The sequence below is a fragment of the Streptomyces sp. NPDC032126 genome (assembly GCF_055580085.1).
Genome location: NZ_JBVIMA010000011.1, coordinates 147573 through 163161, shown reverse-complemented (window position 1 = coordinate 163161; position 15589 = coordinate 147573). Strand labels below are relative to the sequence as shown.

The following is a 15589-nucleotide window of genomic DNA, read 5'->3' as shown; positions in this document are numbered from 1 at the left end:
CGCCGCCGATCGTGTTTAGGTGCGTCCTATGGCTCGCTTATTGACGCCGACCGAAACGGGGATGTGACCGCATGGCCGCAGGAGGTTTCTGCAAGCTGCCGAACGGCAACGTGGTGGTGGCGTTGAATCTGCCCAGCCCAGCCGCCGACAGCGGCACCTCGGTCCGTCTGCTCGTCCTCGCCCAGAACCGCGCCCGAGCCCTGACCAGGCTCCGCAATCTGGGCCTGCGCGCGGTCTATCTCCGCGGCAACGCGGCCCCTCCGACCCCGGACGAGATCACCGCGGTCCTCCACCACCCCGACGGCCTGATATGGCGCACCACCCCGGACAACGCTGTCGGGCCGATGGAGCTGTGGCGCCCGATCAGGGCCTTGCTGAGACCGGCGGCCCAGGCCTGACAGCCGGGGCGGGGAGAGCTACTGCACCACCGGCTTCCCGCTGAGCTCCACTCCCGCCTCCCGCATCTCCTCGATCGCCCGCTCGGTGGTCTCGGCGGCCACCCCGGCGGTCAGATCGAGCAGCACCTGCGTACGAAACCCCTCCCGCGCCGCGTCCAGCGCCGTGGCCCGCACGCAGTGATCCGTGGCGATGCCGACCACGTCGACCGCGTCGACATGCCGCGACCGCAACCACTCCGCGAGCCCCACGCCGTTCTCGTCGGCGCCCTCGAAGCCGCTGTAGGCGGCCGCGTACGCGCCCTTGTCGAAGACGGCGTCGACCGCGCCGGAGGCGACCGCCGGGGCGAAGTTCGGGTGGAAGCCGACACCCTCGGTGCCCGCGACGCAGTGCGCGGGCCAGGAGTGGCGGAAGTCCGGGTTGTCGGCGAAGTGGCCGCCGGGCGCGATGTGGTGATCGCGGGTGGCCACCACATGCCGGTATCCGGCGGGGGCCTGCCCGATCAGCTCGGTGATCGCGGCGGCCACATCGGCACCCCCGGACACGGCGAGGCTGCCCCCCTCGCAGAAGTCGTTCTGCACATCAACGACGATCAAGGCGCGGCGCATGGTCGGTGTCCTTCGATGGGGGTCCCCCAGCTCCTTCGAGTCCGGGGGAGGGTGAAGTAATTGAGCCTAGAGACTTCGGCGGCGGTAGGGGAGAGGGCCGATGCCCGGCTGCCACCGGGCACGCGTCCTAGCTACCCGACCGCCCCGCTACGTACTCCGTCGGAATGACGGGTTCCCCGCGCGAGAGCTGGGTGGCGGACAGCGGCAGGTTCGCCCGGGCGGCGATGTGCCGGTCGCGCACGACGTCCAGCGGCTCGCGGGCGACGACCTGGCCGCCCTTGACCAGCTCCACGAGCAGCGCCTGGTCGGCCAGCTCGGGAGGGACCGCGCCGGTGCCGATCACCTCGGCCTCGGCGACCCCGTCCGCGTCCCTGCGCCGCGCCGCCCACTTGCGGCCGCCGATGGACGTCTTGCCGCCGCTCGCCTTCTTCGCCACCGGCACCAGCGGCGCCTTCGGATCGGCGGACTCGGCCCGCGCGACCAGCTTGTACACCATCGAGCAGGTGGGATGGCCCGAGCCGGTCACCAGCTGCGTACCGACGCCGTAGGCGTCCACCGGCGCGGCGGCGAGCGACGCGATCGCGTACTCGTCGAGGTCGGAGGTGACGATGATCCGCGTCCGGCGGGCGCCCAGCTCGTCCAGCTGCTGCCGCACCCGGTGCGCGACCAGCAGCAGGTCGCCGGAGTCGATGCGCACCGCGCCCAGCTCGGGACCGGCCACCTCCACCGCCGTGCGCACGGCCTCGGTGACGTCGTAGGTGTCCACCAGGAGGGTCGTGCCCTGTCCCAGGGTGTCGACCTGGGCCCGAAAGGCGTCCCGCTCGCTGTCGTGCAGCAGAGTGAAGGCGTGCGCGGACGTGCCGACCGTGGGGATGCCGTAGCGGAAGCCGGCGGCCAGGTCGGAGGTGGTCGCGAAGCCGCCGACGTAGGCGGCGCGCGCGGCGGCGACGGCGGACAGCTCGTGGGTGCGGCGCGCGCCCATCTCGACCAGCGGCCGGTCCCCGGCGGCGGACGCCATCCGGGAGGCGGCGGCCGCGATCGCCGAGTCGTGGTTGAGGATGGACAGGATCACGGTCTCCAGCAGCACGCACTCGGCGAAGCTGCCCTCGACCCGCATGACCGGGGAGCCGGGGAAGTAGACCTCGCCCTCGGGGTAGCCCCAGATGTCACCCGAGAAGCGGTATCCGGAGAGCCATTCGAGGGTCTCCTCGTCGACGATCTTCCGCTCGCGCAGAAAGCCGAGGACGCCCGCGTCGAAGCGGAAGTTCTCCACCGCGTCCAGCACGCGTCCGGTGCCGGCGACGACGCCGTAGCGCCGTCCCTCGGGCAGCCGGCGGGTGAAGACCTCGAACACGCTGCGCCGCTCGGCGGTTCCCGCCCGCAAGGCGGCCTGAAGCATCGTGAGCTCGTACTGGTCCGTGAAGAGCGCCGTCGAGGGGACATCCACCGGCAGGCCCAGGTCTGCTGTGTTCATGATGAGCATCCTAGCACCACATCTCGTCAGTGTGACGATATGTGGCCGTCGTGGCAGCATGGGCTGTGTGACGTCACCCGCTCCCCTAGAGATCGAACGCACCCAGTCGGCGGAGGAGGTCTTCGCCGTACCCGAGCCGGACGTCCCCTGGGTCACGATCGTCCACAACGACCCGGTCAACCTCATGAGCTATGTGACGTATGTCTTCCAGACGTACTTCGGCTATCCCAAGGACAAGGCCACCAAGCTCATGCTCGACGTCCACCACAAGGGCCGGGCGATCGTCTCCAGCGGTACCCGCGAGGAGATGGAACGCGACGTGCAGGCGATGCACGGCTACGGTCTGTGGGCCACCCTCCAGCAGGACCGGAAGTAGTCACCTCACCGATGCCCGGACACTTCGAACCGCTCCCCGGCGGCGGCGCGGCCGTCGCGCTCGACGACGTCGAGATCTCCATCATCCGGTCGCTGGCCGTACAGCTCCTGGAGCTGATCGGCCCGGGACCCGGCGAGGACGCCCCCGCCGACCCCCTCGCCGAACTCTTCGCCGAGGGCCCGAGCGAGCCGCCCTCCGACCCGGTGCTCCGGCGGCTCTTCCCCGACGCCTACACCGACCCGGTCGAGGCGCCCGCCTCCCCGCAGGACGCCGCCGAGCGGCAGGCGCACTCCGCCGAGTTCCGCCGCTACACCGAGAACGACCTGCGGGCCGGCAAGCGGGAGAACGCCCTCGCGGTGGTCCGCTCGCTCGACGCGCTCGCCCCGGTCGACGACACCGGCGCGATCCTCAAGCTCTCCCCGGACGAGTCCCGCCAGTGGCTCGGCGCGCTCAACGACCTGCGCCTGGCGATCGGCTCCCGCCTCGACATCACCGACGAGGACGACACCGATCTGCTCTACCGGCTCCCCGACGAGGACCCGCGCAAGCCGATGGTGATGGCGTACCTGTGGCTGGGCGGCCTCCAGGAGACCCTGGTGACGACCCTTCTGCCGTAATCCTCCCGATTCCCCGGGCCTTCCCGGGTGGACGAGTGTTCGCTCAGAGGACGCTCAAATCCGGATAACGATCACGTCACCGATGCGGCCTGGTCTGTCCGCTTTCTGTCGACTCTGTCTGCTTCTTCCTGTGGGGTGCGCCACATCGCGCACCCCCGATCACTGTTACGGCCGTGATAAATCTTCACGACCGCCCGACGAACACCACCCGTATGTTCGGTCGGGTGCGCCACCGAGCCGGCGACCGCCGGCCAGGCAAAAGCTCCATCAATCCGGGGGGATCGAACCCGATCCGAGGCCGACGAGAGGCCCGGGTCGGCATGGAGAAAGGCGCACAACACATGACCTCAGAGCAGGTCAAGGACACCCCTGAAGAGGGGTACGAGCGAGGACTCGGCAGCCGTCAGGTCCAGATGATCGCGATCGGCGGCGCCATCGGCGTCGGCCTCTTCCTGGGAGCCGGGGCCAATATCGCCAAGGCCGGCCCCAGCCTCATCCTGATGTACGCGCTCGCGGGCGCGATCGTGTTCTTCATCATGCGGGCGCTCGGTGAGCTCCTGCTCTACCGCCCGGTCTCGGGCTCGTTCGCGGAGTACTCCCGCGAGTTCCTCGGCCCGTTCTTCGGCTACTTCACCGCCTGGACGTACTGGCTGATGTGGGTCGTGACCGGCATGGCCGAGCTGACGGCCGCCGCGATCTACGTCCACTACTGGTTCCCGCACATCCCGCAGTGGACGACGGCCCTGGTCTTCCTGGTGATCCTCTTCGGGGTCAACCTGATCTCCGTGAAGCTCTTCGGCGAGCTGGAGTTCTGGTTCTCGATGGTCAAGGTCACCGCGCTGATCGGCATGATCGTGATCGGCCTCGGCGTCCTCACCTTCGGCTTCAGCGCCGCCGGTGACACCGCCTCCGTCGCCAACCTCTGGCAGTTCGACGGCTTCTTCCCCAAGGGCGTCGGCTCGTCCCTGATGACCCTGCAGGGCGTCATGTTCGCCTACCTCGCCGTCGAGCTGGTCGGCGTCACGGCCGGTGAGTCCGAGGACCCGGAGAAGACCCTCCCCAAGGCGATCAACACCCTGCCCTGGCGCATCGCGCTGTTTTACGTCGGCGCGCTCACCGTCATCCTCTGCGTCGTGAAGTGGACCGAGTTCGCGGACGGCGTCAGCCCCTTCGTGAAGGCGTTCGCGCTGATCGGCATCCCGGCCGGCGCGGGCATCGTCAACTTCGTCGTCCTGACCGCGGCCCTGTCCTCCTGCAACTCGGGCATGTACTCCACGGGCCGCATGCTGCGCACCCTGGCGGACAACGGCGAGGCCCCGCGCGCCTTCGCCAAGCTGTCGGCGTCCAAGACGCCCGCCCTCGGCATCACGGTCTCCGTCGCCTTCATGGGCATCGGCGTGGTCCTCAACTACATCGTCCCGGAGAAGGCCTTCGGCTACGTCACCTCGGTGGCCACCGCGGCCGGCATCTGGACCTGGCTGATGATCCTGATCAGCCATGTCCTCTACCGCCGCGCGGTCGTCGCGGGCCGGCTGCCCGCCTCGTCCTTCCCGGCGCCGGGCGGCGCGGTGTGCAGCTGGATCGCCATCGTGTTCCTGCTCTTCGTCACCGGCCTGATCGCCTACGACGCCGACTCCCGCGTCTGCCTGTACGTGATGGCCGGCTGGGCCGCCGCCCTGGGCATCGGCTGGGCCGTGCTGAAGGCGCGCAACCCCGAGGTCACCGAGCGCCGCGAGCCGGTGCAGGAGAAGGTGGCCGACCGGGTGGGCTGACCACCGCCAGGACGTCCGGCCGCAGGGAGTACTCGTGGCACCCCCTGCGTCCGCCGCTCAGGACGTCCGGCATCTGGGCCGTCCCGTACCACACCTCGGTACGGGACGGCCCTTCTGCTTATCCTGACGAACATGCTGACCATCACCCAGGCCCTCGTCGACCAGATCGTCGCGCACGCGCGTGAGGACCACCCCGACGAGGCGTGCGGCGTCATCGCGGGCCCGGCCGGCTCCGACCGCCCCGAGCGCTTCATCCCCATGCTGAACGCGGCCATGTCGCCCACCTTCTACGAGTTCGACTCGGGCGATCTGCTCAAGCTCTACCGCGAGATGGACGACCGCGACGAGGAACCCGTCGTCATCTACCACTCCCACACGGCGACCGAGGCCCGTCCCTCCCGCACCGACATCTCCTACGCCAACGAGCCCGGCGCGCACTACGTCCTCGTCTCCACCGCCGACACCGACGGCCTCGGCGAGTTCCAGTTCCGCTCGTTCCGCATCGTGGAGGGCGAGGTCACGGAGGAGGAGGTCAGGGTCGTAGAAGCGTACTGATCTCGTCATTCGGTCAGAATTCATCCATCATGCGAGATCACACTGCTGGGGCCGGACCGGGAATCGATACGATGAGCCCATGGTTCTGTACGACGTGAGCGAGAAGGCGCCCGGCATCCTGCTGGTGGCGCGGCTGCACGTCGACCTGTGCCGGCTGAACAGCGCCATCTGTTGACGTAACCCTGCCGCCGTACGGCCGTGAGCCGCGGTGCGCGCCGCCGCGCGCCCACAGACCCGACGACACTTTCCGACAGGAGTCCCGAACCATGGCCATCGAGGTCCGCATCCCGACCATCCTCCGCCAGTACACCGACGGTCAGAAGGCGGTGGAGGGCAAAGGCGACACCCTCGCCGAGCTGATCGCCGACCTCGAAACCCGCCACGCGGGCATCCAGGCCCGCATCGTGGACGGCGGCGAACTGCGCCGCTTCGTCAACGTCTACCTGAACGACGAGGACGTCCGCTTCCTCGACGGCATCAGCACCAAGGTCGCCGACGGCGACAACGTCACGATCCTGCCGGCCGTGGCCGGCGGCATGCGCTGAGGCGCGCCGGTCTCCCATGCGTTACGACTCCCCGCTGGCCGCGGTGGGCAACACCCCCCTGGTGCGCCTGCCGCGGTTGTCGCCGTCCGCCGACGTCCGTATCTGGGCCAAGCTGGAGGACCGCAACCCCACCGGCTCGGTCAAGGACCGCCCCGCCCTGCACATGATCGAGCAGGCGGAGAAGGACGGCCGCCTGACCTCCGGCTGCACCATCCTCGAGCCGACCTCCGGCAACACCGGCATCTCCCTCGCCATGGCGGCCAAGCTCAAGGGCTACCGCATGGTCTGCGTGATGCCCGAGAACACCTCGCAGGAGCGCCGGGACCTGCTCGGCATGTGGGGCGCCGAGATCATCTCGTCCCCCGCGGCCGGAGGCTCCAACACCGCCGTGCGCGTCGCCAAGGAACTCGCCGCCGAGCACCCCGACTGGGTGATGCTCTACCAGTACGGCAACCCGGACAACGCCGGCGCCCACTACGCCACGACCGGCCCCGAGATCCTCACCGACCTCCCCTCCATCACCCACTTCGTCGCCGGACTCGGCACCACCGGCACCCTCATGGGCGTCGGCCGCTATCTGCGCGAGCACAAGCCGGACATCAAGATCGTCGCCGCCGAGCCGCGCTACGACGACCTGGTGTACGGCCTGCGCAACCTCGACGAGGGCTTCGTACCCGAGCTGTACGACGCCTCCGTCCTCACCACCCGCTTCTCCGTCGGCTCGGCCGACGCGGTCACCCGCACCCGGGAGCTCCTCCAGCAGGAGGGCATCTTCGCCGGCGTCTCCACGGGCGCGGCCCTGCACGCGGCGATCGGCGTGGGCCGCAAGGCGCTGAAGGCGGGCGAGTCCGCGGACATCGTCTTCGTCGTCGCCGACGGCGGCTGGAAGTACCTGTCGACCGGCGTCTACACGGCGGCGACGACGGAAGAGGCCATCGAGACCTTGCAAGGTCAACTCTGGGCGTGATGGTCGCCCAAAGGGGCGCGGGGAACTGCGCGACCAGCCACGACGGACCCGCAGACAGCTCACGGTCCTCCCAGCGGAGCGTCATGTGGCCAGGTGTCGGACCTGGTCCCACAGGACCGGGTCCACCACCCCCACCCGGCGCCCGAAGTCGCACACCGGCACCTCGCTGACCTCGTCGGTCTCCAGGAAACTCGCCCGCCCCTGGGACTCGCCGACGGCACCCGGCGGCAGCGGGATCACCCCGGGCCGCTCGTCGTGGTACTTGCTGGTGATCCGTACGACGCTCGCGTGCCGCCCCCGCACCCCCAGCACCAGACACGGCCGGTCCTGCGCCCACCAGATCTCCGCCGGCCGGGGCTCCCCGGCGCCCGCGCCCCCCGCCCGCCTCCGCCGGCCCTCCGGCCGGGGCCGGCGCCGGCCCCACCCGTCGACGAGCGTGGCGACCAGAGCGAGCAGTACCACCGCCGCGAGCGCCAGCCACCAGGACGTGTCCATGAGCACGACGGTACATATTCGAGCGCTTGCGCGCTCCCGCTGATTTCATACGCCCCGCGTCCAGCCGAACCGGTGACACCACAGGTGAGTTCGCCCACAACGGCCCCTGGTGGAGGAGCGACCGGAGGTTTTGCGCCTTACGCTCGACGGACCGCACGACCCCCGACACCCGCTTTCCGACGTTTCCCGCCAGCGGAGGTTTCTGTTCCATGAAGCTCACCGTCGTCGGCTGCTCGGGGTCGTTCCCGTCCGCGGAATCGGCCTGTTCGAGCTACCTCGTAGAGGCCGACGGCTTCCGGCTGCTCCTCGACATGGGCAACGGCGCCCTGGGCGAGCTGCAGCGCCACTGCGGTCTCTACGACCTCGACGCGATCTTCCTGAGCCATCTGCACGCCGACCACTGCATCGACATGTGCGCGTACTTCGTCGCGCGCTACTACCGCCACGACGGCGGCCGGTGCGCCCCCCTCCCGGTCTACGGCCCGGAAGGCACCGAACACCGGCTCACCACGGCCTACGCCGACACCCCCTCGGCCTCCTCGATGAGCGAGGTCTTCGACTTCCACACCGTCAAGCCGTCCACCTTCGACATCGGGCCGTTCACCGTGCACACCGAGCGCGTGGCGCACCCGGTGGAGGCGTACGGCATCCGGATCGAGCACGGCGGGAAGTCGCTGACGTACTCCGGTGACACGGGGGTGAGCCCGGTCCTGGAGCAGCTGGCCCGGGACACCGACCTGTTCCTGTGCGAGGCGGCCTTCACCCACGGCAAGGAGGACATCCCCGACCTCCACCTCAACGGCCGCCAGGCCGGCGAGACGGCGGCCCGCGCGGGCGCCCGCCGCCTGGTCCTCACCCACATCCCGCCGTGGACCGACCCCCAGGTCAACCTGGCCGACGCGCGCGCGGTGTACGACGGCCCGGTGGAGCTGGCGGCGCCGAGGACGACGTACGAGATCTGACGCATACGCATACGAAGGCCCCGGCACCTCCTCGGTACCGGGGCCTTCGTCACGCCGTACGGGGACTCACGCCTTCGTGAGGTCCTCGATCTCCTCCTCGGGCTCGCGGCCCGGGGTGGGGAGGTTGAACTTGGTGATGGCGAAGCGGAAGACGAAGTAGTAGATCGCTCCGAACGCCAGCCCGATCGGGATGATCATCCAGGGCTTGGTGGCCAGGTTCCAGTTCAGCGCGTAGTCGATGAAGCCCGCGGAGAAGGTGAAGCCCGCGTGGACGCCGAGCGCCCAGGTGACCGCCATGGACAGGGCCGTGAGCACCGCGTGGATCGCGTAGAGCAGCGGGGCGATGAACATGAACGAGAACTCGATCGGCTCGGTCACACCGGTCACGAAGGAGGTCAGGGCGAGCGAGACCATCATGCCGAGGACGGCCTTGCGGCGCTCGGGGCGGGCGGTGTGCGCGATGGCGAGCGCGGCGGCCGGCAGGCCGAACATCATGATGGGGAAGAAGCCGGACATGAACTGACCGGCGGTCGGGTCACCGGCGAAGAAGCGGTTGAGGTCACCGTGGACCACCTCGCCGGCCGCGTTCTTGAAGTCGCCCAGCTGGAACCAGGAGACGGTGTTCACGAACTGGTGCATGCCGACCGGGATCAGCGCGCGGTTGATCAGGCCGAACAGCGCGGCACCGAAGGCGCCCAGACCGGTCATCCACTCACCGAAGTCGGAGATGACGTCACCGATGGGCTCCCAGACCAGGCCGAAGAAGACGCCCATGAGCGTGCCCACGAAGGCCATGATGATCGGCACCAGACGGCGGCCGTTGAAGAAGCCGAGCCAGTCCACCAGCTTGGTGCGGTGGAAGCGCTGCCAGAGCACGGCGGACAGCAGACCCATGACGATGCCGCCGAGGACACCGGGGTTGTTGTAGGTCGCGGCTATGTCGGCGCCGGCCTGGACCTTCGCCTCGGTGACCGGGAACGCCTTGAGGACGTTGCTGTAGACCAGGAAGCCGACCAGGGCGGCGAGCGCGGTGGAGCCGTCCGACTTCTTGGCGAAACCGATCGCGACACCGATACAGAACAGCATCGGCAGGTTGTCGAAGATCGCGCCACCGGCCGTGGCGAAGACCGCCGTGACCTTGTCGGGCAGGTTCAGCTTGTCGTGGATGTCCTGCTGACCGAAGCGCAGCAGAATGCCCGCTGCCGGCAACACGGCGATCGGCAGCTGGAGGCTGCGGCCGACCTTCTGCAGGCCCTGGAACAGGCCGGATCCCCACTTCTTCGTGGGGGCCGCCGATGCGGTGGCGGTGCTCATAGACTTCCTCCATCGGGTGGTGGTCTACACCACTCAGTGGTGTAGACCTGTTGTAGCACGATGGGCCGATATAAGGAACCCGTCAAACCTGCAACCGGAGCGCTACGCGCAGTGCCGGACGAAGGCCCCGCCACCGGCACGCCAAAGGGCCCCCGGACCGGCGGTCCAGGGGCCCAACAAGCCTGGTACGTCAGGCTTTTGCCACGTCCTCGTGCTCCTCCTCCGGCTCCCGCCCCGGCGTCTTGAGATCGAACCTCGTGATCGCGAAGCGGAAGACCGCGTAGTACACGGCGCCGAAGCCCAGGCCGATCGGGATGATCGCCCACGGCCGCGTCGCCAGGTTCCAGTTGATGACGTAGTCGATGAGCCCGGCCGAGAAGCTGAACCCGTCGTGCACCCCCAGCCCCCACGTCACCGCCATCGACACCCCCGTCAGCACCGCGTGCACCGCATACAGCGCCGGCGCGATGAACAGGAACGAGTACTCGATCGGCTCGGTGATGCCCGTCACGAACGACGTCAGCGCCACCGACAGCATCAGCCCGCCCACCTCCTTGCGCCGGCTCGGCCGCGCGCAGTGCGCGATCGCCAGCGCCGCCGCCGGCAGCGCGAACATCATGATCGGGAAGAACCCCGAGGTGAACTGCCCCGCGTCCGGATCCCCGGCGAGGAACATGTTGATGTCGCCGTGCGCCACCTTGCCGTCCGGCGCGGTGTACGTGCCGAACTGGAACCAGATGGGCACGTTCAGGAACTGATGCAGCCCCACCACCAGCAGCGCCCGGTTGGCCACACCGAACACCCCCGCACCCCACGACCCCGCGTCCCGCAGCCACTCGCTGAAGTTCTCCAGCCCGTCACCGATCGGCGGCCACACCCACAGACACAGCGCGGCGAAGCCGATCGCCACGAACGCCATGATGATCGGGACGAGCCGCCGCCCGTTGAAGAAACCCAGCCAGTCCACCAGCCTCGTACGGTGATAGCGCGCCCAGAAGAACGCGGTGAGCAGGCCCATCACGATGCCGCCGAAGACCCCCGGATTCAGGAAGACGAACGCGGTCACCGTCCCGTCCGTCACCTGGCAGCCGACGTTCGGCACCGCCTTCGAGCCCTCCGGGCAGTCCTCCGGGAACTGCCGCAGCACATTGAAGTAGACGAGGAAGCCCGCCACCGCCGCCAGCGCCGTCGAACCGTCCGCCCTCTTCGCCATGCCGATCGCCACACCCACGCAGAACAGCATCGGCAGCCCGAGCGACCCGTCGAGCAGCGCGCCGCCCGCCCCCGCCATCACCTTGGAGACGTTGTCCCAGCCGAGGCCGTCCGCGCCGAACACGTCCGGCTGACCGAGCCGGTTGAGGATGCCCGCGGCCGGCAGCACGGCGATCGGGAGCTGGAGACTCCGGCCCATCTTCTGCAGGCCCTGGAACAGAGTGTTCCAGCGTGCGCGCGCGGGGGAGACCGCGGGACCGGCGTTCTCGGCACTCATGGTTTGTCGACCGCCTGTCAGGTGGTGTAGACCAGCTACGGACGATTTCGTTGCTGCCATCCTTGGGCAGCGACGGCACGATCGCTCGCAAAGATGGGCCAACTGTGGGTTACTGCGACAAAGCGGTTGGATCGGGTCTGATCAGGGAGAAGGAACATGGCCAGCAAGGCTGAGAAGATCGTCGCCGGGCTCGGTGGCATCGACAACATCGAAGAGGTCGAGGGCTGCATCACCCGGCTGCGGACCGAGGTCGTCGACGCCAGCAAGGTCGACGACGCCGCCCTGAAGGCCGCCGGCGCCCACGGCGTCGTGAAGATGGGCACGGCCGTCCAGGTCGTCATCGGCACGGACGCCGACCCGATCGCGGCGGAGATCGAAGACATGATGTGAGCCGCGCCCACCGCGCACGCTCGACGGCCGGGGCTCCTTCCCACCGGGGGAGGGGCCCCTTCCGTCGTTGCGGATAGGCTCGTGGCCATGTCTCGAATCGACGGCCGCACCCCCGAACAGCTCCGCCCGGTCACCATCGAACGCGGCTGGAGCAAGCACGCAGAGGGCTCCGTCCTCGTCTCCTTCGGCGACACCAAGGTCTTCTGCACGGCCTCCGTCACCGAAGGCGTCCCCCGCTGGCGCAAGGGCAGCGGCGAGGGCTGGGTCACCGCGGAGTACTCCATGCTGCCCCGCGCCACCAACACCCGCGGCGACCGGGAGTCCGTCAAGGGCAAGATCGGCGGCCGCACCCACGAGATCTCCCGCCTCATCGGCCGCTCCCTGCGCGCCGTCATCGACTACAAGGCGCTCGGCGAGAACACCATCGTCCTCGACTGCGACGTCCTCCAGGCCGACGGCGGCACCCGCACGGCGGCGATCACCGGCGCGTATGTCGCGCTCGCCGACGCGATCTCCTGGGCCCAGGGCAAGAAGCTCATCAAGGCCGGCCGCCAGCCGCTCACCGGCACCGTCTCGGCGGTCTCCGTCGGCATCGTCGGCGGCGTCCCGCTCCTCGACCTCTGCTACGAGGAGGACGTGCGCGCCGAGACCGACATGAACGTCGTCTGCACCGGCGACGGCCGCTTCGTCGAGGTCCAGGGCACCGCCGAGGCCGAGCCTTTCGCCCGCGACGAGCTCAACTCCCTGCTGGACCTGGCGGTTTCGGGCTGCACGGAATTGGCTGTCATCCAGCGCACGGCCCTTGATACCGTCCTCGAAAAGTAAAGGACATGCCAAGGAGGGCGGCGGGTGCGGTCAACCCCGCCGCCCGCCGCCGCGTCTTGCGCAGTACACGAAGGGGCCCGTGAGGGTCCGCTACAGGGGAGGACACAGCACCATGGCCGCGAGCCGACGACGCCGAAGTCGCCGTACCGCCATCGCCGCCGCCACGGCGGCCGTCGCCTTGACGGTGGGCCTCACGGCCACCGGGTGCGACGCCGTCGACAAGGCGCTGGACTGCGTACAGACCGCCGACGCCATCGCCGACAGCGTCACCGATCTCCAGCAGGCCGTGGAGAACGCCTCCAACGACCCCACCCAGCTCGAGCAGTCCCTCGACTCCATCGACCAGAACCTCGGCGAGATCGGCGACAAGACCGACAACGCCGACGTCACCAAGGCCGTGAACGACCTCTCCAAGGCCGTCGGCAACGTCCGTACCGCCGTGAAGAACGGCGACAACACCCCCGACCTCAGCCCGGTCACGGACGCGGCGGGCGAACTGACGAAGGTCTGCACGCCCTAACGGCGTGTCCGGCGTCGCCGGCGGGGCCGGAATACTGGACCCCATGACCCGCTTGATCCTCGCCACCCGCAACGCCGGAAAGATCACCGAGCTCAGGGCGATCCTCGCCGACGCAGGACTGCACCACGACCTCGTCGGCGCGGACGCCTACCCCGACGTCCCCGACGTCAAGGAAACCGGCGTCACCTTCGCCGAGAACGCCCTGCTGAAGGCCCACGCACTGGCCCGGGCGACGGGCCTGCCCGCGGTGGCCGACGACTCGGGCCTGTGCGTCGACGTCCTCAACGGCGCCCCCGGCATCTTCTCCGCCCGCTGGTCCGGCCGCCACGGCGACGACCGGGCCAACCTGGAGCTCCTGCTGGCCCAGCTCGCCGACATCGACGATCCCCATCGCGGCGCCCACTTCGCCTGCGCGGCGGCCCTCGCCCTCCCGGACGGCCGCGAGCGGGTCGTCGAAGGCCGCCTCCTCGGCACCCTCCGCCACACCCCCACCGGCACGAACGGCTTCGGCTACGACCCCATCCTCCAGCCGGAGGGCGAAACCCGGACCTGCGCGGAGCTGACCCCCCAGGAGAAGAACACCATCAGCCACCGCGGCCAGGCGTTCCGGGCGCTGGTACCGGTGGTACGGGAGTTGCTGGGCTGACGCTCGCAAAAACGCCCGGCACCTTCGATCGCTGCGAAGATGCCGGGCGTTGCTTGCTGTGGGCCCGGTGGGACTCGAACCCACGACACACCGGACCTAAACCGGCGCCCTCTAGGCCAGCTGGGGTACGGGCCCAACGCCGCTACTTTACTGGTCGCGCGGGGCCCTCGTGTGACCTGGTCGGGAGTGGCTCGCCGTCTGGCTGTGGCAGGACGGGCACAGATAGCGCAGGTTCTCCCGCCGGTCGTCCAACCGGTCGCCGTTGATGTGGTCGATCTCCAGCACCAGGCGTTTGCCCTGCCAGGTGTCGCCAAGACCGCACTCCCCGCAGACATGAGGCACAGCGAGGTCGTCGAGAGCGCGCCGGAGGAGGACGGTCTTCGTCCGTGGGGATCCCGGTGGTTGTCGCCGAAGGATCTCCTCCGCGGACCTCCGCTGCGGCGAGGGGAGCCCCCGGCGGTGCCCCTGGCCGGTGAAATGGTCCGTGGGGATGCGATGTTCCCGCAGACTGCGCTTCACCCGTTGCCGGGTGGTGCCGTTGTCCGGCAGGCCGAGCGTGCTCAGGACTCCGGCAAGACCGGTGGAGAGGGCCACCGCCTCCGTGAGGCGGGCCACTGGGACGGACCATCGGCTGTGACCTCGTCCCGCGGTGAAGTGAGAGGTGTCGATCTCCCACCGGTCGAGCTTCTTCCGGATATGGCCGTACAGACTGTCGCTCGGCGGAACACCCAGGTGGTCGAGCATCTCTCGGATGCTTGTCGAGCGGGCTGCTGCCTCCGTGAGAGCGTCACGGGTGTATCTGCCCCTCTCCCGTGGCGGGAGGGGTTCGGGGACGAAGTGCGAGATGTCAATCCCGTAGTGCTCGATCCGCGCGCGCACATACCGCAGCGTCTGGCTGCCCAGCGGCGCGTCGAGGCGTCGTAGCAGGTCGACCAGGCTCCTGGAGACGGCGGCAGTGGCCGCCAGGGTCTCCCGGGGAAATCGGGCCCGGCTCATGACCGCCTCCGCTTGCGGCCTCGGTAAGTGTCCGTCACGGCATGACAGTTGGGGCACAGCAGGCGGAGGTTCTCCGGTCGATTGTCCCACCAGTCCCCGTTGACATGGTCGACCTCCAGGACCAGCGGCCTGCCGTTCCATTCGGGACCGGTCTCGCACATGGCGCAGCGCTCGCTCGTCCCGATACTCAGCAGTGCGCGACGCAGGCGTGCCCCCGGGATCCTGCCGTCGTCGGCGCTGCCCAGATGGAGGCAGTCGCCACGCGAGCCCTTCGGGCGCCCCCGAGCCGGCGTGAAATGCGCCGTGTCGATGCCGAGCGCCGTGACCCGCCGGGCTATGTGGGCCTGATTGCCGCCGACCTGGCTGATGCCCAGGTGCCGTACGACGTCCCGCATGCTGGACGAGGCCGCGACGGCGGCGCGCAGGCGTTCTTCCGAGTGGCGCACCTGGTTGGTCGCCAGATGCGTGATGTCCACGCCTGCCGCGGCCATCCTCCGGCGCAGGTATCTGCGGGTGCCGGGCGTCGGACGGCCCCCGCACCACCGGATCGCGTCGTCGATGTGCCGGGTCGCGCGGGCTGCCTCTTCAAGCAGCTCGCGGGTGTATCTGGCGCCCATTTCCCCTCCGATTCGGCCAAGCGTT

Annotated in this window: 20 protein-coding genes and 1 tRNA gene; 13 read left to right on the top strand and 8 right to left on the bottom strand. The window is 69.4% G+C overall.

Annotated features, from left to right (window positions below; translation table 11 throughout):
* Window positions 1–71: 71 nt before the first annotated feature.
* The gene (locus ACZ5NW_RS33395) at window positions 72–398 is read left to right on the top strand and encodes a hypothetical protein (RefSeq protein WP_468747753.1); all 327 of its coding nucleotides are present in this window, start codon (window positions 72–74) and stop codon (window positions 396–398) included.
* A gap of 18 nt (window positions 399–416) precedes the next feature.
* On the opposite strand, the gene ACZ5NW_RS33390 is transcribed toward ACZ5NW_RS33395, so the two are convergent.
* Window positions 417–1004, bottom strand: coding sequence for a nicotinamidase (locus ACZ5NW_RS33390; protein ID WP_468747752.1), 588 nt, complete (start codon window positions 1002–1004; stop codon window positions 417–419).
* 127 nt (window positions 1005–1131) lie between these two features.
* A complete protein-coding gene (locus ACZ5NW_RS33385) occupies window positions 1132–2478 on the bottom strand; it encodes a nicotinate phosphoribosyltransferase (protein ID WP_468747751.1) in 1347 nt (448 codons plus the stop codon).
* Between the two features lie 58 nt (window positions 2479–2536).
* Between ACZ5NW_RS33385 and clpS the strand changes: the two genes are divergently transcribed.
* The 7 genes from clpS to ACZ5NW_RS33350 all read left to right on the top strand — a co-directional run bounded on the left by clpS (window position 2537) and on the right by ACZ5NW_RS33350 (window position 7310).
* The gene (gene clpS, locus ACZ5NW_RS33380; protein ID WP_468747750.1) at window positions 2537–2854 is read left to right on the top strand and encodes an ATP-dependent Clp protease adapter ClpS; all 318 of its coding nucleotides are present in this window, start codon (window positions 2537–2539) and stop codon (window positions 2852–2854) included.
* Window positions 2855–2865: 11 nt separating this feature from the next.
* Window positions 2866–3471: a DUF2017 domain-containing protein gene (locus tag ACZ5NW_RS33375; RefSeq protein WP_468747749.1), complete on the top strand. Its 606-nt coding sequence runs from the start codon at window positions 2866–2868 to the stop codon at window positions 3469–3471.
* 341 nt (window positions 3472–3812) lie between these two features.
* Window positions 3813–5243 carry an amino acid permease gene (locus ACZ5NW_RS33370; protein WP_468747748.1) on the top strand — a complete coding sequence of 477 codons (1431 nt, stop codon included), beginning with the start codon at window positions 3813–3815 and terminating at the stop codon, window positions 5241–5243.
* 132 nt (window positions 5244–5375) lie between these two features.
* A complete protein-coding gene (locus ACZ5NW_RS33365; RefSeq protein ID WP_468747747.1) occupies window positions 5376–5798 on the top strand; it encodes a M67 family metallopeptidase in 423 nt (140 codons plus the stop codon).
* A gap of 79 nt (window positions 5799–5877) precedes the next feature.
* Window positions 5878–5973 carry a putative leader peptide gene (locus tag ACZ5NW_RS33360; RefSeq protein ID WP_468747746.1) on the top strand — a complete coding sequence of 32 codons (96 nt, stop codon included), beginning with the start codon at window positions 5878–5880 and terminating at the stop codon, window positions 5971–5973.
* 91 nt (window positions 5974–6064) lie between these two features.
* Complete coding sequence (locus ACZ5NW_RS33355; RefSeq protein WP_468747745.1) at window positions 6065–6343, top strand: MoaD/ThiS family protein; 279 nt, start codon at window positions 6065–6067, stop codon at window positions 6341–6343.
* Between the two features lie 16 nt (window positions 6344–6359).
* Window positions 6360–7310 (top strand): PLP-dependent cysteine synthase family protein, encoded by a 951-nt coding sequence (locus tag ACZ5NW_RS33350; RefSeq protein ID WP_468747744.1) that lies wholly within the window; start codon window positions 6360–6362, stop codon window positions 7308–7310.
* A gap of 81 nt (window positions 7311–7391) precedes the next feature.
* On the opposite strand, the gene ACZ5NW_RS33345 is transcribed toward ACZ5NW_RS33350, so the two are convergent.
* Entirely contained in the window at window positions 7392–7805 is a 414-nt protein-coding gene (locus ACZ5NW_RS33345) for a type II toxin-antitoxin system PemK/MazF family toxin (protein ID WP_468747743.1), read from the bottom strand.
* Window positions 7806–8014: 209 nt separating this feature from the next.
* Here ACZ5NW_RS33345 and ACZ5NW_RS33340 point away from each other — a divergent pair, with 209 nt between their 5' ends.
* Window positions 8015–8767 carry an MBL fold metallo-hydrolase gene (locus ACZ5NW_RS33340; protein WP_468747742.1) on the top strand — a complete coding sequence of 251 codons (753 nt, stop codon included), beginning with the start codon at window positions 8015–8017 and terminating at the stop codon, window positions 8765–8767.
* 66 nt (window positions 8768–8833) lie between these two features.
* Here ACZ5NW_RS33340 and ACZ5NW_RS33335 read toward each other — a convergent pair whose 3' ends face one another.
* Window positions 8834–10081 (bottom strand): PTS transporter subunit EIIC, encoded by a 1248-nt coding sequence (locus tag ACZ5NW_RS33335; RefSeq protein ID WP_468747741.1) that lies wholly within the window; start codon window positions 10079–10081, stop codon window positions 8834–8836.
* 190 nt (window positions 10082–10271) lie between these two features.
* Entirely contained in the window at window positions 10272–11570 is a 1299-nt protein-coding gene (locus tag ACZ5NW_RS33330; protein ID WP_468747740.1) for a PTS transporter subunit EIIC, read from the bottom strand.
* A gap of 156 nt (window positions 11571–11726) precedes the next feature.
* Here ACZ5NW_RS33330 and ACZ5NW_RS33325 point away from each other — a divergent pair, with 156 nt between their 5' ends.
* From ACZ5NW_RS33325 to rdgB, 4 genes are all read left to right on the top strand, one after another.
* On the top strand, window positions 11727–11960 hold the full coding sequence (locus ACZ5NW_RS33325) for a PTS sugar transporter subunit IIB (RefSeq protein ID WP_468747739.1): 234 nt from the start codon (window positions 11727–11729) through the stop codon (window positions 11958–11960).
* An 87-nt stretch (window positions 11961–12047) separates the two neighbouring features.
* Window positions 12048–12785 (top strand): ribonuclease PH, encoded by a 738-nt coding sequence (gene rph / locus ACZ5NW_RS33320; protein WP_468747738.1) that lies wholly within the window; start codon window positions 12048–12050, stop codon window positions 12783–12785.
* Between the two features lie 112 nt (window positions 12786–12897).
* Window positions 12898–13305: a hypothetical protein gene (locus tag ACZ5NW_RS33315; protein WP_468747737.1), complete on the top strand. Its 408-nt coding sequence runs from the start codon at window positions 12898–12900 to the stop codon at window positions 13303–13305.
* A gap of 43 nt (window positions 13306–13348) precedes the next feature.
* Window positions 13349–13951: an RdgB/HAM1 family non-canonical purine NTP pyrophosphatase gene (gene rdgB / locus ACZ5NW_RS33310; RefSeq protein WP_468747736.1), complete on the top strand. Its 603-nt coding sequence runs from the start codon at window positions 13349–13351 to the stop codon at window positions 13949–13951.
* Between the two features lie 59 nt (window positions 13952–14010).
* Here rdgB and ACZ5NW_RS33305 read toward each other — a convergent pair.
* The 3 genes from ACZ5NW_RS33305 to ACZ5NW_RS33295 all read right to left on the bottom strand — a co-directional run bounded on the left by ACZ5NW_RS33305 (window position 14011) and on the right by ACZ5NW_RS33295 (window position 15564).
* Window positions 14011–14086, bottom strand: a tRNA-Leu gene (locus ACZ5NW_RS33305).
* 12 nt (window positions 14087–14098) lie between these two features.
* Window positions 14099–14947: an HNH endonuclease gene (locus ACZ5NW_RS33300; protein ID WP_468747735.1), complete on the bottom strand. Its 849-nt coding sequence runs from the start codon at window positions 14945–14947 to the stop codon at window positions 14099–14101.
* A complete protein-coding gene (locus ACZ5NW_RS33295; protein ID WP_468747734.1) occupies window positions 14944–15564 on the bottom strand; it encodes an HNH endonuclease in 621 nt (206 codons plus the stop codon). Before ACZ5NW_RS33295 ends, ACZ5NW_RS33300 begins: the two co-directional genes overlap by 4 nt.
* Between the last annotated feature and the right edge of the window lie 25 nt (window positions 15565–15589).